The following is a 21,442-nucleotide window of genomic DNA, read 5'->3' as shown; positions in this document are numbered from 1 at the left end:
ACCGACCCGCCGTCGCCGGGCGGGCCCGGGACGCCGCCCGCGGTGGCGTGCCGGCGGCCGGCGGGGTGGTCCCGGGTGCGCCGTCGGTCCGGTCGACGGAGTGGCCGACGGGACGGTCGGCGGCTTAAGCGTCGGCAGCTTGACCGTCGGCGGCTTGATGGGCGGCAGGGTCACCGTCGGCAGGTTCACCGGCGGCAGCGACACGGTCAGCGACGGGCTGGGCAGGGGCAGCAGGGTCGGCAGGGCAGGCGGCCCCTGCACCGAGGTCGGTGCCGCGGCGGTCGCCGTCCCGGCATCCAGGCAGACGGACGTCGTCACCAGCGCCGCCGCCCCGGCGACCGCCGCCAGCGTGGCCCGCCTCCAGCACCGTCGATCCATGCCGTACTCCTGCCGCGACCCCGTTCCCCGTCCCCTGCTACATCGGATCCAGGTGCCTGGTCGTTACAGCCCGCCAGCCGGCGGCGGGCCGTGCCGCAACCGCAGCCGCCGACGCGTCAGCACGGCAGCCGCGGCCACCGCGCCGGCCACCACGACCGCCGCGACGGCCGGCACCCGCATCGACCGTCCGCCCGGCAGGGCCTCGCTCGCCACCGGCGACTCCAGCGCCGGATCGGTGGGCGTCGCCGTCGCCCCCGGGAGCAGGTACGCGTTGCTGGCGAACTGGGCGCCCGTCGCGGTGGACTCCACCGAGGTGACACTGACCCGGTTGCGGACCAGCGTGCCCGGCGGCACACCCGGGCGGACCCGCCCGGCAATGGTGATCTTCGGTACCGACGGGGCGGTGCCCAGGCGCAAATCGCCGAGCTCGCAGACGACCGTACGAGGGGACGCCGTACACCGACCCGGCTCCGCGCTCGCCGTGACACCGTCGAGATCGGCCGTGGTGGTGAACGTGACCCGCGTGTTGGTGAGGGTGCCGCCACCGGAGATCGTGACGACGTGGGTCACCTGCTGCCCGGGCAGCGCGCCGAACGGCGTCGACGTCAGCACCGGCGCGGCGTCCACCGGCCGGGCGGGTGTCGGCGTCGGGGCAGCCACGGCCACGGCGGCCAGCAAACCCACCACCGGCGCGGCAACGGACTCCCACATTCCCACACTGTAGGTCGACCGGCGACGGTCCGCCGGACCTTGTCCCTCCTTTACCTCCTGCGGGTTTCATCGACGTCGGCTGTTGCGCGCGATGGCGTTGTGTCGTACGGCTGCCGTTGAATGGGCCTGCACACGGTCGACCAGCTCCGCACGGTCCGCACCGCGCCGCAGGTGGTGCCGGCATCGCCGGCATCGCCCTGCGCCGTGCGACGGCTGGGCGGCCGGCGGGTCAAGTCTCCAGAACGCGCACGAGGAAGGTAGCGGTCATGAGCAGACGCACCACCGGCCTGGCCATCGAGGCCGAAGGCCTGATCCGGTCGTTCGGGGCGACCCGCGCGTTGGCCGGCATCGATCTTCAGGTCCCCGCCGGCACCGTCTACGGCCTGCTCGGTCCGAACGGGGCGGGCAAGACCACGGCGGTGCGCGTGCTGGCGACGCTGCTGCGTCCCGACGGCGGCCGGGCTCGGGTGTTCGGCCACGACGTCGTCGAGGAGGCGGACGCCGTGCGCGCCCGGGTCAGTCTCACCGGCCAGTACGCCTCAGTGGACGAAGACCTGACCGGGACGGAGAACCTGGTGCTCCTCGGTCGGCTGCTCGGGTTGAAGCGGTCGGCCGCCCGGGAGCGGGCCGAGGCGTTGCTGGCCGCGTTCGGCCTGACCGAGGCGGGCGACGCCAGGTCAAGAAGTACTCGGGCGGCATGCGGCGGCGCATCGACATCGCGGCGAGCATCCTCAACACCCCTGACCTGCTGTTCCTGGACGAGCCGACGACGGGCCTCGACCCGCGCAGCCGCAACCAGGTGTGGGAGATCGTCCGGGCCGTGGTGGCGCACGGCACGACCGTGTTGCTGACCACGCAGTACCTGGACGAGGCCGATCAGCTCGCCGGCCGCATCGCGGTGGTCGATCACGGCCGGGTGATCGCGGAGGGCACGCCGGGTGAGCTGAAGGCGTCGGTCGGCTCCGGCACGGTTCACCTGCGGCTGCGCGACCCGGGGCATCGTCCGGCGGCCGAGCGGCTGCTCCAGGCGGCGCTGGGCGTTCCGGTGCAGCTCGAGCCCGACCCGGTCGCGCTGACGGCCCGCGTCGGGGGCGACGGCGGCGACCTCGACGCCAGCGAGCAGGCCGCCCGTGCGCTGTCCGACCTGGCCCGCGCGGGCATCGCCGTCGACAACTTCTCCCTCGGCCAGCCGAGCCTGGACGAGGTCTTCCTGGCCCTTACCGACCACCCCGCCGTCTCCACGGACGAGCGGGACGACCAGCTGGAGGCAGCGCGATGAGCAACGCCGCTACCACGACCGGCCGCGCCCCGTCCGTCTACGTCCCGTCCGCCGACGCCCTCGGTACGGTGCTCGCGCCCGGTACGCGACCGCCCAGGCCGAGCGCCCTCTCGGCGTCGCTCACGTTCGGCTGGCGCGCCCTTCTGAAGATCAAGCACGTGCCGGAGCAGCTCTTCGACGTGACGGCGTTCCCGATCATCATGGTGCTGATGTTCACGTACCTGTTCGGCGGCGCCCTCGCCGACAGCCCACGGGACTATCTGCAGTTCTTCCTGCCCGGCATCATGGTGACCAGCGTCGTGATGATCACCATGTACACCGGGGTCGGGCTCAACACCGACATCGAGAAGGGCGTCTTCGACCGCTTCCGGACGCTGCCCGTCTGGCGACCGGCCGCCCTGGTCGGCATGATCATCGGAGACGTGCTGCGCTACATCCTCGCGGCCCTGGTCATCCTGGGCGTCGGGCTGGTACTGGGGTTCCGGCCGGGCGGCGGGCTGCCGGGCGTACTGGCCGGGATCGGGCTGCTGGTCGTCTTCTCGTTCGCGTTCTCCTGGGTGTGGACGTTCTTCGGCCTGGTCCTGCGCAGCGAGAAGTCCGTGATGGGCGTCAGCATGATGGTGCTGTTCCCGCTGACGTTCCTGAGCAACGTGTTCGTCGAGCCAGGCACGATGCCGGGTTGGCTCCAGGCGTTCGTCAAGGTCAATCCGGTGACGCAGTTGGTGGCCTCGGTGCGCGCGGTGATGTCGGGGGCGTCCGATCCGTCGAGCACGATGTGGACCCTGGTGTGGAGCGCCGGGTTCGTGGTGGTCTTCGGCGTGCTGACGATGTACCGCTACAACCGCCGCTGACATCGGGCGCTGCCGTGGCGCCCCTTCCCGATGGGACGGGTCGCCACGCTGATGGCGGTGCTGCCCGGTGACAACGGCGAGGACGGCACGATCTACCTCGACGCGCACTACGCCGCCTCAACGCCGCCGGCCGCACGATCATCCTCGTCCCGCATGACGTGCGGCGTCCGGTCAGTGCCCGGCGGGGACTGTCCGGGCTGCGGTAGCCGTGGGTAGCCGGCGGTGCTCCCGGGTCAGCAACCCCCGCCGGTCTCCCAGTTCAGCTTGCCGCCGCCGAACGGCACCACACCCGGCTTGAGGGTCTGCGGGATGGTGGCGTTGCCGGCCACCACGTACCACGAGTCGCCGCAGTGGCCGGACAGGGCCAGCCGCATGGTCCAGGTCGGCTGGGAGCGGTCGAGGTAGCGGACCTGGGATTGGTAGAGCTTCGCGCCGCCGTCGGAGGTCCGGCTGTAGGTGGCCCAGAAGACGCGGATCCGCTCACCCGGACAGAGTTGGTCGGTCCACTCGCCGTCGGTCCGGTCGGCGACCTTCACCACGCCGTCCGTGAAGACCTGGACCACGTCCACCACGCCGGCCGGGGTGCAGGCGGGCTTGCGGGTGGTGGTCGTGGTGCTCGGCCGCCGGGTCGGACCGCTGCTCGACCTGGCCGGGGCCGGTGGCCGGGTCGGCCGCACGGTGCGGGCCGGGGTGGGGGTGACCGCCGGCCGCACGCTGCCCGACGGGGTGGGCGCCGCGCTCGGGGTGGGCGTGCCGGCGGCCGTCGGGACCGGCGTGAGTTCCGCGGCCGGCCGGGCGGCCGACGGCCGCTCCGGTGCGGACCAGGCCATGGCGACGGCGACGAGCAGCACCAGCACGGCGGCGAGCGCCGCCGCGGGAAGCAGCCACCGCCGGAAGCGGATCACCTCGGGTACGTCGGCGGCGGACTGCTCGGACATGCGGGCTCCGGGTGGCGGAGGCGAGGATTCGCCAGGGTGCGGGGATCCTACTGTCGCCGATCAAGGATCAGGTCGGCGGCCCGCCAGGCCAGCGCCATCACCGGGGCGTTGAGGTAGCTCGAGACCAGGACCGGCAGGACGGAGGCGTCGACGATCCGTAAGCCGTCCACGCCGCGCACCCGGAGCTGCGGGTCGACCACGAACTCGTCGTCCGGGCCCATCGCGCAGGTGCCCACCGCGTGGTAGCCGCAGTAGCCGAGGGCCAGGGCCGCGTCGATGATCTCGTCGTCGTCCTGGACACCCGGACCGGGCAGGGTCTCCGCGGAGATCCGCTTCGCGATCGGCGCGGTGGCGAACAGCTCCCGCATCCGCCGGAAGGCGCTCACCGCGACCCGACGGTCATGCACGGTATCGAAGTAGTTGGCGACGATCCGCGGTGGCGTCTCCGGATCGGCCGACGTGATGGCCAGGCTGCCCTCGCTGTCCGGCCGGGTCACCGTCGCCAGGGCCATCAGCCCCGGCTCGGTCTCCAGCTCCAGCGCGTGCCCCGGGCGCTGTGGCGCCGCCGAGAAGGGCGCGATCAGCAGCTGCGTGTCGGGATGATCGGCCTCCGGGTCGGACCGGATGTGCGCCCCGACGTCGTACACCGGCAGGGCGAGCGGCCCCCGGCGGGTCAGCAGGTAACGCAGCATGGCCCGCCCCTGACCGAGCCGGCTGCCCAGCAACGGGTTGTAGCCGCCCGCGGCGGTCAGCCGGAACTGCACCGGCATCGACCGGTGCTCCCGCAGGCCGGTTCCCACCCGGGCCCGGTCGAGCAGCACGTCGACGCCGGCGCGGCGCAGCGTGTCGGCCGGACCGATGCCGGAAACCTGCAACAACTGCGGGGTGGCGATCGCGCCGGCGGCGAGGATGACCTCGGCGGAGGCCGCGTAGTCCACCGTCCGCCCGTGCCGCCGGGCGCGCACCCCGATGGCTCGGCCCTGCTGGACGAGGACCCGGAGCGCGACGGTCCCCACCGCGATGGTCAGGTTGAGCCGGTTGCGGACCGGATGCAGGAAGGCGTCGGCGGCACTGAACCGGCGACCGTCGCGAATGGTCGCCATGACATAGCCGATCCGCTCGTCGTCGGCGGCGTTCAGGTCGTCCGCCCGGCGCCAGCCCAGCTCCACCCCGGCGGCGATCGTCTCCTCGCTGAGCCCGTCGGTGTCGGTCGCGCTGGACAGCCGCAGTGGCCCGCCGGCGCCGCGTACCTCGGAGGCGCCGAACGGGTTGTCCTCCAGCTGCTTGAAGATCGGCAGCATGGTGTCCCATCCCCAGCCGGGGTTGCCGAGGCGTTCCAGCCCGTCGTAGTCGAGCCGGCCGCCGCGGCCGTACACCATGCCGTTGATCGAGCTGGAACCGCCGATCATGCGACCCCGCTGCCAGACCTCGCGGCGCGCCGGCCCCGCGTCGGCGGGGTAGTGCCAGGCGGTGCGCGGGTTGTCCATCAGCCGGCTGAAGGTCTTGGGGATGCGGACGAAGGGACTGCGGTCCCAACCACCCGCCTCGATCAGCAGCACCCGGGTGCCCGGATCCTCGGTCAACCGGTTGGCCAGCACGCAGCCGGCCGAGCCGGCACCCACCACGACGTAGTCGAACTCCTCCAACGGGCACCCCCGGTTCGCCGGCACGAGCGTGGCACCCACCGTAGTCCGTCGATCACCGAACGGAAAGGGGGGCCGCCAGGCCGCTATCGGCGGTGTTCGCCGGCCCGGTCGACGCCCTTGTGCACCCGCACGGTGCGGTCGATGAGCTCGCGGAGGCTGGTCTCGTCGACATCGTCGAGCCGTTTCAGGTAGAGGCAGCCCTTGCCGGTCTTGTGCGGACCGAGCCGGGCGAGGACCGACGCGTGCCGCTCCTCGAACCCGCCCACCAGGTAGACGACGAGCTGCTGCTTTCGCGGTGAGAAGCCCGCCAGCGGCCAGTCGCCCGTGCGCCCGGTCTCGTAGGTGTAGCGGTAGCTGCCGAAGCCGACGATGCTCGGGCGCCACATCACCGCGGGCTCGCCGGTCACCTCGCGCAGAATCGCGCAGAGGCGCCGCGCGTCGGCCCGCCGGCGTTCGTCGGGGACCGCGCCAGGAAGTCGTCGACGCTGGCCTCGGTCGGGACCGTCACCGGCTGCTTCGATGTCGCCACGGGGTCATGCTCCCACGCGATTACGACAACGAGTTGGCGCTCGGCGAGCTCGTTCAGCTCCGCTGTTCGTGGAGGAGGGCGAGGGTGGCCGCGGTCCGTCGTCGGCGCGTCCGCGACGTCGTCGCCTCGCGCGCGGTCCGGCGGGGTCGGTCATTCGTTGGCGGCCCGGGCCGCCGGTTTGATCCAGCCGAAGGTGCGCTCCACCGCGCGCTCCCAGTTCTCCCGTTCCTCGGCGCGGACGGCGTCGTCCATCTCCGGCAGCCAGCGGGCGGCGAGATGCCAGTTGCTGCGCAGCCCCTCCAGGTCGGGCCAGTAGCCGACCGCCAGCCCGGCGGCGTACGCCGCGCCGAGGGAGACCGTCTCGGCGACCATCGGGCGCACCACCGGCACCGCGAGCACGTCGGAGACGAACTGCATCAGCAGGTTGTTGGCGGTCATCCCGCCGTCCACCCGCAGCGCCGTCAGGTCCAGGCCGGAGTCGGCGTTCATCGCGTCCACCACCTCCCGGGTCTGCCAGCCGGTGGCCTCCAGCACCGCCCGCGCCAGGTGCCCCTTGGTGATGTACGAGGTGAGACCCACGATGACCCCGCGTGCCTCGCTGCGCCAGTGCGGCGCGAACAGCCCCGAGAAGGCCGGCACGATGTAGCAGCCGCCGTTGTCGTCCACCGTCCGGGCCAGGGTCTCGATCTCCGGCGCGGTGCTGATCAGGTCCAGCCGGTCGCGGAACCACTGCACCAGGGACCCGGTGATCGCGATGGAGCCTTCGAGGGCGTAGACCGCCGGCTCGCCGCCGATCTGGTAGCCGACGGTGGTGAGCAGCCCGTGGGTGGAGTGCACCGGCTCCGCGCCGGTGTTGAGCAGCAGGAAGCTGCCGGTGCCGTAGGTGCACTTGGCATCGCCCGGGGCGAAGCAGGTCTGGCCGAACAGGGCGGCCTGCTGGTCGCCGAGCGCCGCGGCGATCCGGACGCCGGGCAGGACGTCGGTCGCGGTGCCGTACACCTCCGACGAGGAGCGGATCTCGGGCAGCATGGCGGACGGGATGCCGAAGAAGGCCAGCGAGTCGGGGTGCCAGGCGAGCGTACGCAGGTCCATCAGCATCGTCCGGCTGGCGTTGGTCACGTCGGTCAGGTGCAGACCGCCCGCCGGACCACCGGTGAGATTCCAGACCAGCCAGCTCTCCATCGTCCCGAAGAGCACCTCGCCGCGCTCGGCCCGTTCGTACAGGCCGGGGGTGTGGTCGAGCAGCCAGCGCAACTTCGGGCCGGAGAAGTAGGTGGTCAGCGGCAATCCGCAGCGCTGCGGGAGGTCCTCGGCGCCGGGCGTCCCGGCCAGCGTCTCCACCAGGGCGTCGGTGCGGGTGTCCTGCCAGATGATCGCCGGGGCGACCGGCACCCCGGTGCGCCGGTCCCACACGACGGTGCTCTCCCGCTGGTTGGCGATGCCGATCGCGGCGACCTGGCCGGCGACGATGCCGGCCTGGGCGAGGGCCCGGGGCACCACCTTGCCGACGTTGCGCCAGATCTCCAGCGCGTCGTGTTCCACCCAGCCGGGCCGGGGGAAGTGCTGCTGGTGCTCCCGCTGGGCCACCGAGACGAGGTTGCCCCGGCGGTCGAAGACGATGCAGCGGGTCGAGGTGGTGCCCTGGTCGATGGAGACGACGTAGCTGTCAGTCATTCCTCGTCCTCTCTGGGCGGATGGCGGAGCAGGGTGGACGGATCACCAGCGGGCCGCGCCGAGGTCCCGGGAGACCGCGCGGGCGGCGTCGCGGACGTACGCGACGAGGGCCGGGCGGGGGTGGCCCTGCCCGTCGCAGACGCGGTCGACCGGGCCGGAGAGCCCGATCGCGCCCACGACCAGACCGCCGTAGCCGCGGATGGGCGCGGCGATACCGGCCTCGCCGAGGGTCATCTCCTCGATCTCGGCGCCCCAGCCGTTGTCCCGGATGCCGGTCAGCGCCCGGGTGAGGGTGCGGGCGGTGACCAGGGTGCGCCGCGTGTACGGCTCAGGTTCGCCCTGCATGACCGTGTTGGCGGCGCCCACGTCGCAGGCGAGCAGGACCTTGCCGAGCGCGGTGGCGTGCGGGGGCAGCAGGGACCCGACGTCCAGGGTCTGCAGGGTGTCGTCGGGCCGGAAGACATGGTGGACCACCAGCACCTTGCCGTCCAACAGGGTGCCGATGCGGACGGCCTCGCCGCTGCGCGCGGCCAGCGGGTCGGCCCAGTTGATGGAGCGTGAGCGCAGTTCGTTGACGTCGAGGTAGCTGGTGCCCAGGTGCAGCAGGGCCGCCCCGAGCTGGTACTTGCCGGAGGTCTTGTCCTGCTCCACGAAGCCGACGTCCTGCAGGGTGCGGACGATGCCGTGCGCCGTGCCCTTGGGCAGGTCGAGGGACCGGGCGATCTCCCCGATGCCGAGCCGGCCGGAGCTGCTGGCCAGCAGGCGGAGGATCGCCGCGGCCCGCGCGATGGACTGCACCTGACCCGGCATGGGGCCGAATGCTAACGGCGATCCGGCCGCCGCAACAGTGTTCGACATTGTCGACCGGGGTTCGTTGACCCGGCCCCACGGGTTTCCTACGGTTCACCGAACGGTGACGTCCGACATCGCAGCGTCACCGACCGACCCTCCGCTTTCCCGAACGGGAGGGCCGCCATCCCCACCGCTTTGGAGGAACCATGGCGCAACGGTTGAAAGGCCCCGGACTCGTCGGCGAGTTGGCCGCCGAGTTCGCCGGCACCGCGATTCTCATCCTGTTCGGCGTGGGCGTCGTCGCCCAGGTGGCCGCCGCGGGAACCGGCGAGTTCGACAGCATCGCCTGGGCCTGGGGTCTCGGCGTCACGCTCGGCGTGTACGTGGCGGGCCGCATCAGCGGCGCGCATCTCAACCCCGCGGTCACCGTCGCCCTGGCGGTGTTCAAGGGCTTCTCCTGGCGCAAGGTGCTGCCGTACGCGCTGGCCCAGACCGCCGGCGCGTTCGTCGCGGCCCTGATCATCCGCTGGAACTACAGCGAGACGCTGTCCCGGTTCGACCCCGGCCTCACCAGCAAGAGCCAGGGTGTCTTCTCCACCCTGCCGGGCGTCGGCGTGAGCGAGTGGGGCGCGCTGCGCGACCAGATCATCGGCACTGCCATCCTGCTGTTCCTCGTCCTGGCGGTCACCGACGCCCGCAACTCGCTGCCCGGCGGCAACCTCGCCCCGCTGATCGTCGGCCTGATCGTGGTCGCGATCGGCATGGCCTTCGCCGCCAACGCCGGCTACGCCATCAATCCCGCCCGCGACTTCGGCCCCCGGCTCGCCTCCTTCCTGACCGGTTACGAAACGGCCTTCCAGGACACCAGCGGATATCCGTACTTCTGGGTGCCGATCGTCGGGCCGCTGGTCGGGGGCGTCATCGGCGCCGGCCTCTACGAGCTGGTCGTCGGGCGCTTCCTGCCCAGCGAGGAGCTGGAGCCGGGCACGTTGGCCACCGAGACCGCCTCGGCCGAGGCCGAGCTCGCCCGCATCTGACATCCGCCGGCCCGCATCTCTCGACGAACACAGAAGGAGACACCCGCATGCCTGACTTCGTCGGCGCGGTAGACCAGGGCACCACCAGCACCCGTTTCATGATCTTCGACCACGGCGGCAACGAGGTCGGCCGCCACCAGCTCGAACACGAGCAGATCCTGCCGCAGGCCGGCTGGGTGGAGCACAACCCCCTCGAGATCTGGGAGCGGACCCAGACGGTCATCCAGACCGCGATGAACGCCCGCGGCCTGACCGCCGCCGACCTGGCCGCGCTCGGCATCACCAACCAGCGGGAGACCACCGTGGTGTGGAACCGCCGGACCGGCCGCCCCTACTACAACGCCATCGTCTGGCAGGACACCCGCACCGACCGGATCGCCTCGGCGCTGGAACGCGAGGGCAAGGGCGACGTCATCCGGCGCAAGGCCGGCCTGCCGCCGGCGACGTACTTCTCGGCGGGAAAGATCCAGTGGATCCTGGAGAACGTCGGCGGGGTGCGCGAGGCCGCCGAGCGCGGTGAGGCCGTCTTCGGCAACACCGACACCTGGCTGCTGTGGAACCTCACCGGCGGCGTCGAGGGCGGGGTGCACGTCACCGACCCCACCAACGCCAGCCGCACCATGCTGATGAACCTGGAGACGCTGGACTGGGACGACGAGCTGCTGTCCTTCTTCGACATTCCCCGCGCCATGCTGCCGGAGATCCGGCCGTCGTCCGACCCGCGCTCGTACGGCAGCTGCGCCATGAACGGCCCGTTCAGCGGCGCGGTCCCGCTCACCGGCGACCTGGGAGACCAGCAGGCCGCCACGGTCGGGCAGGTCTGCTTCGCGCCGGGCGAGGCGAAGAACACCTACGGCACGGGCAACTTCATGCTCCTCAACACCGGCACCGAGATCGTGCGGTCGAAGGCCGGGCTGCTCACCACGGTGTGCTACAAGTTCGCCGACGAGGCGCCGGTGTACGCGCTCGAAGGCTCGATCGCCGTCACCGGCTCGGCCGTGCAGTGGCTGCGCGACCAGCTCAAGATCATCAGTAGTGCGGCGCAGAGCGAGATCCTGGCCCGCCAGGTGGAGGACAACGGCGGGGTCTACTTCGTGCCCGCGTTCTCCGGCCTGTTCGCCCCGTACTGGCGCTCCGACGCCCGCGGCGCGATCGTCGGCCTCTCCCGGTTCAACACCGACGCCCACATCGCCCGGGCCACCCTCGAGTCCATCTGCTACCAGAGCCGCGACGTGGCCGATGCGATGGAGCAGGACTCCGGGGTGCACCTGGAGTGCCTCAAGGTCGACGGCGGGGTCACCGTCAACGACCTGTGCATGCAGATGCAGGCGGACATCCTCGGCGTCCCGGTCAGCCGCCCGGTGGTCGCCGAGACCACCGCGCTCGGCGCGGCGTACGCCGCCGGCCTCGCCGTCGGCTTCTGGAAGAACACCGACGAGCTGCGCGAGAACTGGAACGAAAGCCGGCGCTGGCAGCCGGCCTGGTCCCCGGAGCAGCGCGAGGCCGGCTACGCCCGGTGGAAGAAGGCGGTCCAGCGGACCCTCGACTGGGTCGACGTCGACTGACCCCACCGCACCCCCGTACGGATCTGGGCGGCCGGCGCCCGCCGCCGGCGCCCGAACCCTCCACAGGAGAGAAGACTGATGCACTCCGCGACACTGTCACCGGCCGCCCGCGAGCGGTCCCTGGCCGCCCTCGACAGCGGCCAGGAACTGGACGTCCTGGTGATCGGCGGCGGCGTCACCGGCGCCGGCTGCGCGCTCGACGCCGTCACCCGGGGCCTGTCGGTCGGGCTCGTCGAGGCCCGCGACTGGGCCAGCGGCACCTCGAGCCGGTCCAGCAAACTCATCCACGGCGGCCTGCGCTACCTGGAGATGCTCGACTTCGGGCTGGTCCGCGAGGCCCTGCGCGAGCGGGGCCTGCTCCTGCAGCGGCTCGCCCCGCACCTGGTCCGTCCGGTGCCGTTCCTCTATCCGCTGCGCCACCGGGGCTGGGAACGGCTGTACGCCGGTGCCGGCGTGCTGCTCTACGACACGATGAGCCTGTCCGGCAGCCACGCCCGCGGCGTGCCGGCCCACCGGCACCTGAGCCGCCGCGCGGCCCTGCGCGCCTGCCCGTCGCTGCGGCCCGAGGCGCTGGTCGGCGCCCTCCAGTACTACGACGCTCAGGTCGACGACGCCCGGCTGGTGACCTTCCTGGTCCGCACCGCCGCCGCGCACGGGGCGCACCCGCTGTCCCGGGCCCGCGTCGTGGGTTTCCTGCGCGAGGGTGCCCGGATCACCGGCGCGCGGGTGCACGACCAGGAGACCGACCGGGTGTTCGAGGTGCGCGCCCGGCAGGTGGTCAACGCCACGGGAGTGTGGACCGACGACACCCAGGCCCTCGTCGGCGAGCGCGGCCAGCTCCAGGTGCGCGCCTCCAAGGGCATCCACCTCGTGGTGCCCCGCGACCGGATCCGGTCCAGCACCGGCCTGATCCTGCGCACCGAGTCCAGCGTGCTGTTCGTGATCCCCTGGGACCGGCACTGGCTGATCGGCACCACCGACACCGACTGGGACCTGGACAAGGCGGATCCGGCGGCGACCAGCCGGGACATCGACTACCTGCTGGAGCACGTCAACGCGGTGCTGGCCACCCCGCTGACCCGCGACGACGTCGAAGGCGTGTACGCCGGCCTGCGCCCGCTGCTGTCCGGGGAGTCCGACGCGACCGCCAAGCTGTCCCGGGAGCACACCGTGGTCAGCCCCGCGCCCGGACTCGTGGTGGTGGCCGGCGGCAAGTACACGACGTACCGGGTGATGGCCCGCGACGCGGTCGACGAGGCGGTGCGCGGCCTCGACGCCGCAGTGCCCGCCTCATGCACCGACCGGGTGCCGCTGCTCGGCGCGGAGGGCTACGTCGCCCGGTGGAACCAGCGCCGCCGGCTGGCGCAGCAGTTCGGCCTGCACACCGAGCGCGTGGAGCACCTGCTGCGGCGCTACGGCGCCGCCGTCGACGAGGTGCTGTCGCTGCTGCGGGAGGACCCCACCCTCGGCGAGCCGCTCGACGGCGCGGAGGACTACCTGAGGGTGGAGGTCGTCTACGCGGCGTCCGCCGAGGGCGCGCTGCGCCTGGAGGACGTGCTGACCCGGCGCACCCACATCTCGATCGAGACCTTCGACCGTGGCCTGACCGCCGCCCGGGCGGCGGCGACGCTGATGGCGCCGGTCCTCGGCTGGGACGACGAGCGGACCGACCGGGAGGTGACGGACTACGTCGCGTGGATCCGGGCCGAACGGGCCGCCCACGACCAGCCCGACGACACGGCGGCCGACGCGGTCCGGTTGGGCCCGGCCGAGGTGACGGCGGCGACGGCCGTGGCGGCCTGAACGGGCTCCGGCGGTGTGCCCGGCACACCGCCGGACCCGGCCACGCGGGGCCCTACGGGCAACGCTGATCGGGGCGGCGGCTCAACGGCCGCCCTCGGCCAGCTCGGCGAGCATCCCCTCGCAACTGCGGACGACGACCTGCGCGCCGCGCCGCTGGGCCAGCCGGAGCAGGGGATCCTCCGCGAGGTCCCGCCACCGCCACTGCGCGTCGGAGGCCGCCTCCCAGAGCCGCTGCACGGTCGCGTCGTGTTCCACGCCGAGCCGGATGGCCAGGCCGACCCCGTCACCGCCGACCAGGCGCCGCGCCTCCTCGGCCAGCTCGGCGTCGAACCCGAGCCGGGCGTCCGGAGCGCAGCCAGCAGGCGCAGCTCCCGGAACTCGTGCGCGCCGGCGAGGATCTGCTCCACCGCGCTGAGCAGCTCGCCGGTGCCGGGGCCGGGCTCGGCCCGTACCAGCGCCTCCACCCCGGCCAGCGCCGAGCGGGCCTTGAGGGTGTCCCGTCGGTCGACGAAGAAGCGGGACATCGACTCGCGCAACTCGGTCAGGCCGCTGCGTCGGATCAGTTCCGCGGAGAGCTTGACCCGGCTGTCGCAGCCGGTACGGACGAGGGTGGTCGCCAGCCTGACCCCGGCGAGGCCGAGCCGGTCCAGCAGCGCGGCGCGTACCCCCGGGTCCAGCGGCACCGGCAGCTCACCGCGGACGAACCGGTCGGCGGACAGCAGGTGCGTCTCCAAATCCTCGCGGGACACCCGGGCCAGTTGCGCGAGCGCGGCGAAGTCCGACTCGCTGAGCACCCGGCCGGCCAGCCCGATCAACCCGCTGCACGCCGCCAGGTCGACGCAGAGCGCATTCACCCGGGGGTCGCGGTACTGCTGTCGGGCGAGCTGGCGGGCGGTGAGCAGCGCGTCGACCCGTCCGCCGCCGGCCTCGTCGACCCGGGACAGCACCAGGATCACATTCACCGGGGCGGCCTGCCCGACGGCGCTGTCCCGGGTCGACTCCAGCACGCGCAGGTCGGTGCCGCGGCCGTCGCGGGTCAGGAACAGCACCGCGTCCGCGTCCCGCAGCACCCGGTCCATGACCGGCGACCGCCCCTGCTCGTCGGGGCCGGTGATCGCGGGTGTGTCGATCAGGGTCACCTGCCGCAGGGCCCGGGTCGGCCACTGCACGACGATGTCGCGCAGCTCGCCCGCCCGCCAGCCGACCAGATCCACCCGCATTCCGGTCGCGGACTTGGCCACCGCCAGCTCCTGAGGGGGTTGGTTCGTCGAGTAGGCGGTGGCGCGCGGCTGCGGACCGTCCTCGTACCAGGTGAAGACGCCGCTGCCGTCCGGGCCGTCGACCGGCGCGACCTCCTCGCCCATGATCGCGTTGAGCACGGTCGACTTGCCGGACCGCCACGGGCCGGCGATCGCGATCCGCAGCGGTTGCTCCAGCTGGGCGAGCTGGTGCCGGAGGTGATCGGTGGCCCGGGGATTGTCCCGGTAGAGCTGGAGAGCCTGGTGCAGCAGGCCCCAGACCGCCTCGTCCAGCCGTAGGCCGACGGTCATGCCCGGGGCTCCAGCGGCCGGGCCGGTCGGGGCGCGGTCAACTGCTGGGCCTGCTCGTAGACGGCGGCCAGCCGGGTCATCTTCAGCCGAATCTCGCGCTGCCGCTGGTCGCGGACCGCCGCGTCGGTGTCGGCGGCCTGCTTCGCGGTACGGAACGACTGGATGACCCCGCCGCCGGTCGCCCCGCCCCCGGGCTGGCGGGCGCCGAAGGGGTACGTCCCGGTTCCGGTCCGCCGCCGGCGACGCTGGCCGTGGCTGCTGCTGCTCACCCTCGTCTGCTGCTGCGGCGTCCCACTGTGGTGGGTCCAGCCCCTCTCCACCCAGTACCCGGCCAGCGCCGCGCTGCCGGACCGGGCCGCCGGCCTGCGGCTGCGCGAGGACGAACGCAGCCAGGCCACCGCCGAGCGGTTGAAGACCGAGGTACGCCAGGCCCACCTGCTCGCCGAGGACACCTTCGCGGGCGTCTACGCCACGGACGACGGCAAGCGGGTGACGATCTTCGGCGGCACGGGCTTCCGGCTCAGCCCGGAGGCGGACGCGGAGGCCGAGATGGCCCGCCTCAGCGAGCAGTACGCGCTCGACCCCGCGGTGCCGGTGGAGACCGGCGTCCGGGGCCGGTACGAGCGCTGCGCGGTGGGCCGCGCCGACGGCGACGCGGTGGTGGTCTGCACCTCGGTCGACCACGGCAGCCTGGCGACGGGCGTCTTCACCCGGTTGTCGCTGGAGGACAGCGGCGCGCTGCTGGACACGCTGCGGCAGCAGATCGTCACCCCGACCCAGTCCTGACCGTCACGCTGCGCATGGTCTCAGATACATAAAGCTCTCGTTTTCCATACGCCCATATCCGACGCATGGTTCACAATCAGGACATGTCGCGGCGTTTGCTGTTCGCCGATCAGCTGGGACCGCACTTCCTCGACGACCGGCGGCAGCCGGTCCTGCTGATCGAGTCGAAGGCGGTCTTCCGACGCCGCGTCCACCACCGGCAGAAGGCCCACCTGATCCTGTCCGCGCTGCGGCACCGCGCCGCCGAACTCGGCGACCAGGCCGTCTTCCTGCGCGCCGAGACGTACGGGCAGGCGTTGCGGAAGGTCCGCGAGCCGCTGGAGGTCTGCCACCCCACATCGCGGCGCGCCCTGGACTTCGTCCGCGGCCTGGACCGGGTCACCGTGCTGCCGGAGCGCGGCTACGTGACCAGCCTGGCGGACTTCGCCGAGTGGGCCGACCGGCGCCGCGGCGCGCTGCGGATGGAGGCGTTCTACCGGTTCGCCCGGGAGCACCACGGGGTGCTGCTGGACGGCGGCGACCCGGCCGGCGGCCGGTGGAGCCTGGACATTGAGAACCGCGAGCCGCCGCCGAAGGACGGGAAGCTCGACGTGCCGGCGCCGCCGATGCCGAAGGAGGACGACATCGACGCCGAGGTCCGGGCCGACCTGGACCGCTGGGAGCGGGAGGGGATCCGGTTCGTCGGCCGGGACGGCCCGCGCCGGTTCCCGGCCACCACGAAGGAGGCCAAGGCCCGGCTGCGGCACTTCCTGCGGCACCGGCTCGCCGCGTTCGGCCCGTACGAGGACGCGATGCTGTCGACCGACCCCTGGCTGGCGCACAGCATGCTGTCCTCCTCGTTCAACCTGGGCCTGCTCGACCCGATGGAGGCGGTCCGCGGCGCGGAGCGGGCGTACCGCCGGGAGGGCGCGCCACTGCCGAGCGTGGAGGGCTTCGTCCGGCAGATCCTCGGCTGGCGGGACTACATCTGGCACACCTACTGGTACTTCGAGGCCGGCTGGCGCACCAGCAACGAGCTGGGCGCGCGGCGGTCGCTGCCGGGCTGGTGGAACGACCTGGACGCGGACGCGGTCGACGCGCACTGCCTCTCCGACGTGCTGGCCGGGGTCCGGGACCGGGCCTGGGTGCACCACATTCCCCGGCTGATGGTGCTGGGCAACTACGCGCTCCAGCGTGGCTGGCGCCCCGCCGAACTGGTCGAGTGGTTCCACACCCGCTTCGTCGACGGCTACGAGTGGGTGATGACCGGCAACGTGGTGGGCATGAGCCAGTACGCCGACCTGGGCCGGATGACCACCAAGCCGTACGTCGGCGGCGGCGCGTACATCAACCGGATGAGCGACTACTGCGGCGGCTGCCGGTACGACCCGCGGAAGCGGCTCGGCGAGGACGCCTGCCCGTTCACCGCCGGCTACTGGGCGTTCCTGTCCCGCAACCGGGACCGCATCCCGGGCAACGCCCGGATGGCCCGCACCATGAAGCAGATGGACCGCCTCGCCGACCTCGACGCGGTGGTCGCTCAGGAGAAGCGCCGGGGCAGCGACCCGCCGTGACGGGTCAGACGGCGCCGGGCTCCCCCGCGATCGGCGGGTGGGCGCGCGGCGGGGCGTAGCGCGGGACGTACTCCTGGCCGGTCAGCTTCTGGATCTCGGCCATCAGCTCGTCGGTCATCTCCCGCAGCGAGGTGCGGTCGTCCGAGCGGCCGGTGAAGTCCAGCGGCTTGCCGAACCGGATGCCGATCTCGGCCCGACCGGGCCGGGGCACCCGGGCGCCGATGGGCTGCGCCTTGTCGGTGCCGGTCACGCCGACCGGGATGATCGGCACGCCGGCCGCCACGGCGAGCCGGGCCGCGCCGGTCCGCCCCCGGTATAGCCGGCCGTCGGGCGAGCGGGTCCCCTCCGGGTAGACGGCGACCAGGTCGCCGGCCTTGAGCACCGGGATGGCGGCGTCGAAAGCCGACAGCGCCGCCCGGCCGCCGGCCCGCTCGACCGGGATGGCGCCCAGCCCGGTGAGCACGAACTTGGAGAAGACGCCCTTCACGCCGGTGCCCTTGAAGTACTCCGACTTGGCCCAGAAGGCCAGGTGCCGGGGCACGACGGTGCCGAGCAGGAGCTCGTCGGCGACGGAGAGGTGGTTGCCCGCGAAGATCGCACCACCGGTCGCCGGGATGTGCTCCAACCCCTCCACGTGCGGACGGAAGGCCAACCGGAGCGCGGGCGCCACGGTGAGCTTGCCGATGGTGTAGAGCAGGGGCACTGGTCCTCCGGCGGTCGTACGTGAACAGGCGGTGTCACGGTAGCGGACGGGGTCGCGTCGGCCCGATCGGGTGGCCTGCCGCGCCGGTGGTGGTCCGGCGGCGGGCACGCCGCCGACCACCACCCGTCACCTCATACCCGCCGCACGACCACCGTCACCCGCTCGCCCTCGCCGACCTCACCGGTGAAGCCGTCGGCGCCGTCGATCCCGTCGGCGAAGTCGACGGTGTCGGCCAGCACCTCCCGGGCCACGAAGTCGGTGTACGCGGAGACCGCCGCCCGGACCTCCTCGGAGGCCGACAGCGACACCACGATCCGGTCGGAGACGTCCAGGTCGGCGTCCCGGCGGGCCTGCTGCACCACCCGGACCACGTCCCGGGCCAGCCCCTCGGCGGCCAGTTCCGGGGTGACCTCGGTGTCCAGCACCACCACGCCCTCACCGCCGGGCAGCGGCGCGGAGTGCTCCGCGTCGGCGGCGACCAGGCGCAGCTCGTACTCGCCCTCGGCGAGGGTGACCCCGGCGGCGACCGGGGCGCCGTCGACCAGCTCCCACTCCCCCGCCTTGACCGCCTTGATGACCTGCTGCACCTGCTTGCCGACCCGCGGGCCCAGCGCCCGGGGCACCACGGTCAGCACCTGCTGGCAGTACGCGGACACCTCGTCGGTGAACTCCACCGCCTTCACGTTGACCTCGTCGGCGACCAGGTCGACGAAGGGCCGGAGCTGGTCCGCGACCGGCGAGGCCACGGTCAGCTTCGGCAGCGGCAGCCGGACCCGCAGGCCCTTCGCCTTGCGCAGCGACAGCGCCGCCGAGGCGACCGCGCGGACGGCGTCCATCGCGGCGACCAGGTCGTGGTCGGCGGGGAACTCCGTGGCCTCCGGCCAGTCGGTCAGGTGCACCGACCGCTCCCCGGTGAGGCCGCGCCAGATCTCCTCCGCGGTCAGCGGCGCCAGCGGCGCCAGCACCCGGCAGAGCGTCTCCAGCACCGTCCACAGGGTGTCGAACGCCTCGCCGTCGCCCGACCAGAACCGGTCCCGCGAGCGCCGCACGTACCAGTTGGTCAGCGCGTCCAGGTAGGACCGGACGGTCGCGCAGGCGCCGGAGATGTCGTACGTCTCCATCTGCCCCTGGACGGTGGTGACCAGCTCGTTCGTCTTCGCCAGCACGTACCGGTCGAGCAGGTGCGTCGAGTCGGTGCGGCGACGCGCCTGGTACCCGTCGGCGTTGGCGTAGAGCGAGAAGAAGTACCAGACGTTCCACAGCGGCAGCAGCACCTGCCGGACGGCGTCCCGGATGCCCGCCTCGGTGACCGCCATGTCGCCGCCGCGCAGCACCGGCGAGGACATCAGCATCCAGCGCATCGCGTCCGACCCGTACGCGTCGAAGACGTGGTAGACGTCCGGGTAGTTGCGCAGGCTCTTGGACATCTTGCGTCCGTCGGAGCCGAGCAGGATGCCGTGGCTGAGACAGTTGCGGAAGGCCGGCCGGTCGAACAGCGCGGTGGCCAGCACGTGCATGGTGTAGAACCAGCCGCGGGTCTGTCCGATGTACTCGACGATGAAGTCGCCCGGGTAGTGGTGCTCGAACCAGTCCGCGTTCTCGAACGGGTAGTGCACCTGGGCGAACGGCATCGAGCCGGACTCGAACCAGCAGTCCAGCACCTCCGGCACCCGGCGCATCATCGACCGGCCGGTCGGGTCGTCCGGGTTGGGCCGGACCAGGTCGTCCACCGCCGGCCGGTGCAGGTCGGTCAGGCGTACGCCGAAGTCCCGCTCGATGTCGGCCAGCGACCCGTACACGTCGACCCGCGGGTAGCTCGGGTCGTCGGAGCGCCACACCGGGATCGGCGAGCCCCAGAACCGGTTCCGGCTGATCGACCAGTCGCGGGCGTTGGCCAGCCACTTGCCGAACGAGCCGTCCTTGATGTGCCCCGGGGTCCAGTTGATCTGCTGGTTCAGCTCGACCATCCGGTCCTTGAACTGCGTCACCGCGACGAACCACGACGACACCGCCTTGTAGACCAGCGGGGTGTCGCAGCGCCAGCAGTGCGGGTACGAGTGGGTGTAGGTGTCCTGCCGGAGCACCACCCCCCGCTCCTTGAGCTCGCGGATCACCGACTTGTTGACGTCGAAGACCTGCTCGCCCTGGTACGGCGGGACCAGCGCGGTGAACCGGGTGTGGTCGTCCACGGTGACGATGGTGGGGATGCCGGCCGCGTTGCAGACGTTCTGGTCGTCCTCGCCGAAGGCCGGGGCCAGGTGGACGATCCCGGTGCCGTCCTCGGTGGTGACGAAATCCGCGCCGAGCACCTGGTAGGCGTTCGGGCCGGCCTGCTCGACGAGGAAGTCGTACAGCGGGGTGTAGCGGCGCCCGACCAGGTCGCGGCCGTACACCGTGCCGACCTGCTCGTACCCCTCCAGCTCCTTGGCGTACGCGGCCAGCCGCGCGGCGCCCACCAGGTAGCGGGACCCGTCGCGTTCCAGCACCGCGTACTCGATGTCCGGGCCGACGGCGAGGGCCAGGTTCGACGGCAGGGTCCACGGCGTGGTGGTCCAGACGCCGAGCTGCACCGGCCCGCGCAGCAGCTCCGGGGCGCTCTCGTCCGGGGTCAGCTCGAACCACAGCGACAGCGTCGGGTCGTGCCGGTCCTTGTAGACGTCGTCCATCCGGGTCTCGGTGTTCGACAGCGGCGTCTCGCACCGCCAGCAGTACGCCAGCACCCGGAAGCCCTCGTAGACCAGACCCTTGTCGTGCAGGGTCTTGAAGGCCCACATGACGCTTTCCATGTAGTCCAGGTCGAGGGTCTTGTAATCGTTGGCGAAGTCGACCCAGCGGGCCTGCCGGGTGACGTACCGCTCCCAGTCCTGGGTGAACTCCAGCACCGACGTGCGGCAGGCCTCGTTGAACCGGGCCACGCCGAGGTCGAGGATCTCCGCCTTGCTGGTGATGCCGAGCTGCTTCTCGGCGACCACCTCGGCGGGCAGGCCGTGGCAGTCCCAGCCGAAGCGCCGCTCGACGTGCCGCCCCCGCATGGTCTGGTAGCGGGGCACCACGTCCTTGACGTACCCGGTGAAGAGGTGGCCGTAGTGCGGCAGGCCGTTGGCGAACGGCGGGCCGTCGTAGAAGACGTACTCGTTCTTGCCGTTCTCCCCGGTCGGGCGGGCCTCGACGGACGCCTCGAAGGTCTTGTCGGCCGTCCAGTGCTCCAGGACCCGGCGCTCGACCGCGGGCAGGTCCGGGCTCGCCGGGACACCGGCGGCGGTCGGGTCGTGCAACGGATAGGCCATCGGGGGTCGCTCTCCTCGCGCAGCTCACTCATCTGTGGTCTGCGAGGACGAGCCCTCTCCGGTACGCCGTCCGGCGTCCCGGGGCAGGCCCGCGGTACCACCCCGCTTGACGGTCAAGGTGCGACCGCCCGCTCGTTGGCCGGCTGTGACGGGCCGTCCCGTCCGGTTCTACTGGGCCGGTCACCCGGCTGTTCTTCCGGAGGCTCACCGGTGATGGCCGGGTCGTCGCCTGTGTGCGACAAGCGTACTCGATCGGGGACGGAGATCGCCGCCGAGTAATCACGGGCCGCGCCTCTGGGGGGCGATCACCAGCAGGAGCGGCCGCGCTGCGGACGCCCCCACCCCCAACCCCCGTCCCAC

Annotated in this window: 15 protein-coding genes and 2 pseudogenes; 7 read left to right on the top strand and 10 right to left on the bottom strand. The window is 72.5% G+C overall.

Going from position 1 to position 21,442, the window contains the following annotated elements:
• Positions 1-378: pseudogene (locus JNW87_RS16935) on the bottom strand (hypothetical protein); the annotation flags it as partial.
• Positions 379-441: 63 nt separating this feature from the next.
• Complete coding sequence (locus tag JNW87_RS16930; RefSeq protein WP_109805406.1) at positions 442-1,089, bottom strand: hypothetical protein; 648 nt, start codon at positions 1,087-1,089, stop codon at positions 442-444.
• Positions 1,090-1,355: 266 nt separating this feature from the next.
• Between JNW87_RS16930 and JNW87_RS16925 the strand changes: the two are divergent.
• Together JNW87_RS16925 and JNW87_RS16920 are read left to right on the top strand one after the other, a co-directional pair.
• A pseudogene (locus JNW87_RS16925) lies at positions 1,356-2,368 on the top strand (ATP-binding cassette domain-containing protein).
• Positions 2,365-3,219, top strand: coding sequence for an ABC transporter permease (locus tag JNW87_RS16920; protein WP_109805404.1), 855 nt, complete (start codon positions 2,365-2,367; stop codon positions 3,217-3,219). The pseudogene JNW87_RS16925 and the gene JNW87_RS16920 overlap by 4 nt, the downstream one beginning before the upstream one ends.
• 233 nt (positions 3,220-3,452) lie before the next feature.
• Here the strand turns inward: JNW87_RS16920 and JNW87_RS16915 are convergent, their stop codons facing one another.
• The 5 genes from JNW87_RS16915 to JNW87_RS16895 form a co-directional block, all read right to left on the bottom strand.
• Positions 3,453-4,157 carry a hypothetical protein gene (locus JNW87_RS16915; RefSeq protein ID WP_238454025.1) on the bottom strand — a complete coding sequence of 235 codons (705 nt, stop codon included), beginning with the start codon at positions 4,155-4,157 and terminating at the stop codon, positions 3,453-3,455.
• Positions 4,158-4,204: 47 nt separating this feature from the next.
• Positions 4,205-5,842, bottom strand: a complete 1,638-nt coding sequence (locus tag JNW87_RS16910; RefSeq protein WP_238454024.1) for a GMC family oxidoreductase — start codon at positions 5,840-5,842, stop codon at positions 4,205-4,207.
• Between the two features lie 44 nt (positions 5,843-5,886).
• Positions 5,887-6,210, bottom strand: a complete 324-nt coding sequence (locus tag JNW87_RS16905) for a DUF1801 domain-containing protein (protein WP_236647922.1) — start codon at positions 6,208-6,210, stop codon at positions 5,887-5,889.
• Positions 6,211-6,482: 272 nt separating this feature from the next.
• Positions 6,483-8,006, bottom strand: coding sequence for a glycerol kinase GlpK (gene glpK / locus JNW87_RS16900; RefSeq protein ID WP_238454023.1), 1,524 nt, complete (start codon positions 8,004-8,006; stop codon positions 6,483-6,485).
• Positions 8,007-8,048: 42 nt separating this feature from the next.
• Positions 8,049-8,816, bottom strand: a complete 768-nt coding sequence (locus JNW87_RS16895) for an IclR family transcriptional regulator (protein WP_238454022.1) — start codon at positions 8,814-8,816, stop codon at positions 8,049-8,051.
• Positions 8,817-9,004: 188 nt separating this feature from the next.
• On the opposite strand from JNW87_RS16895, the gene JNW87_RS16890 reads away from it, so the two are divergent.
• The 3 genes from JNW87_RS16890 to JNW87_RS16880 all read left to right on the top strand — a co-directional run bounded on the left by JNW87_RS16890 (position 9,005) and on the right by JNW87_RS16880 (position 13,203).
• Positions 9,005-9,835 (top strand): MIP/aquaporin family protein, encoded by an 831-nt coding sequence (locus JNW87_RS16890; RefSeq protein ID WP_109802112.1) that lies wholly within the window; start codon positions 9,005-9,007, stop codon positions 9,833-9,835.
• A gap of 47 nt (positions 9,836-9,882) precedes the next feature.
• Positions 9,883-11,400, top strand: coding sequence for a glycerol kinase GlpK (glpK, locus tag JNW87_RS16885; protein ID WP_238454021.1), 1,518 nt, complete (start codon positions 9,883-9,885; stop codon positions 11,398-11,400).
• Positions 11,401-11,478: 78 nt separating this feature from the next.
• Positions 11,479-13,203, top strand: coding sequence for a glycerol-3-phosphate dehydrogenase/oxidase (locus JNW87_RS16880; RefSeq protein WP_238454020.1), 1,725 nt, complete (start codon positions 11,479-11,481; stop codon positions 13,201-13,203).
• Here JNW87_RS16880 and JNW87_RS16875 read toward each other — a convergent pair.
• On the bottom strand, positions 13,086-14,753 hold the full coding sequence (locus tag JNW87_RS16875; RefSeq protein ID WP_238454019.1) for a dynamin family protein: 1,668 nt from the start codon (positions 14,751-14,753) through the stop codon (positions 13,086-13,088). The two genes, JNW87_RS16880 and JNW87_RS16875, sit on opposite strands and share 118 nt — an antisense overlap.
• Before the next feature lie 162 nt (positions 14,754-14,915).
• On the opposite strand from JNW87_RS16875, the gene JNW87_RS16870 reads away from it, so the two are divergent.
• On the top strand, positions 14,916-15,539 hold the full coding sequence (locus tag JNW87_RS16870) for a hypothetical protein (RefSeq protein ID WP_238454018.1): 624 nt from the start codon (positions 14,916-14,918) through the stop codon (positions 15,537-15,539).
• An 83-nt stretch (positions 15,540-15,622) separates the two neighbouring features.
• Entirely contained in the window at positions 15,623-17,092 is a 1,470-nt protein-coding gene (locus JNW87_RS16865; RefSeq protein WP_238454017.1) for a cryptochrome/photolyase family protein, read from the top strand.
• A 4-nt stretch (positions 17,093-17,096) separates the two neighbouring features.
• Here the strand turns inward: JNW87_RS16865 and JNW87_RS16860 are convergent, their stop codons facing one another.
• Together JNW87_RS16860 and ileS are read right to left on the bottom strand one after the other, a co-directional pair.
• Positions 17,097-17,795 (bottom strand): 1-acyl-sn-glycerol-3-phosphate acyltransferase, encoded by a 699-nt coding sequence (locus tag JNW87_RS16860; protein WP_109805367.1) that lies wholly within the window; start codon positions 17,793-17,795, stop codon positions 17,097-17,099.
• A gap of 131 nt (positions 17,796-17,926) precedes the next feature.
• The gene (gene ileS / locus JNW87_RS16855) at positions 17,927-21,082 is read right to left on the bottom strand and encodes an isoleucine--tRNA ligase (RefSeq protein WP_109805366.1); all 3,156 of its coding nucleotides are present in this window, start codon (positions 21,080-21,082) and stop codon (positions 17,927-17,929) included.
• Positions 21,083-21,442: the final 360 nt, after the last annotated feature.

Source organism: Micromonospora sp. ATA51, assembly GCF_016802855.1.
Lineage (GTDB): Bacteria > Actinomycetota > Actinomycetes > Mycobacteriales > Micromonosporaceae > Micromonospora > Micromonospora sicca.
This window is presented reverse-complemented; position numbering and strand designations above follow the sequence as displayed.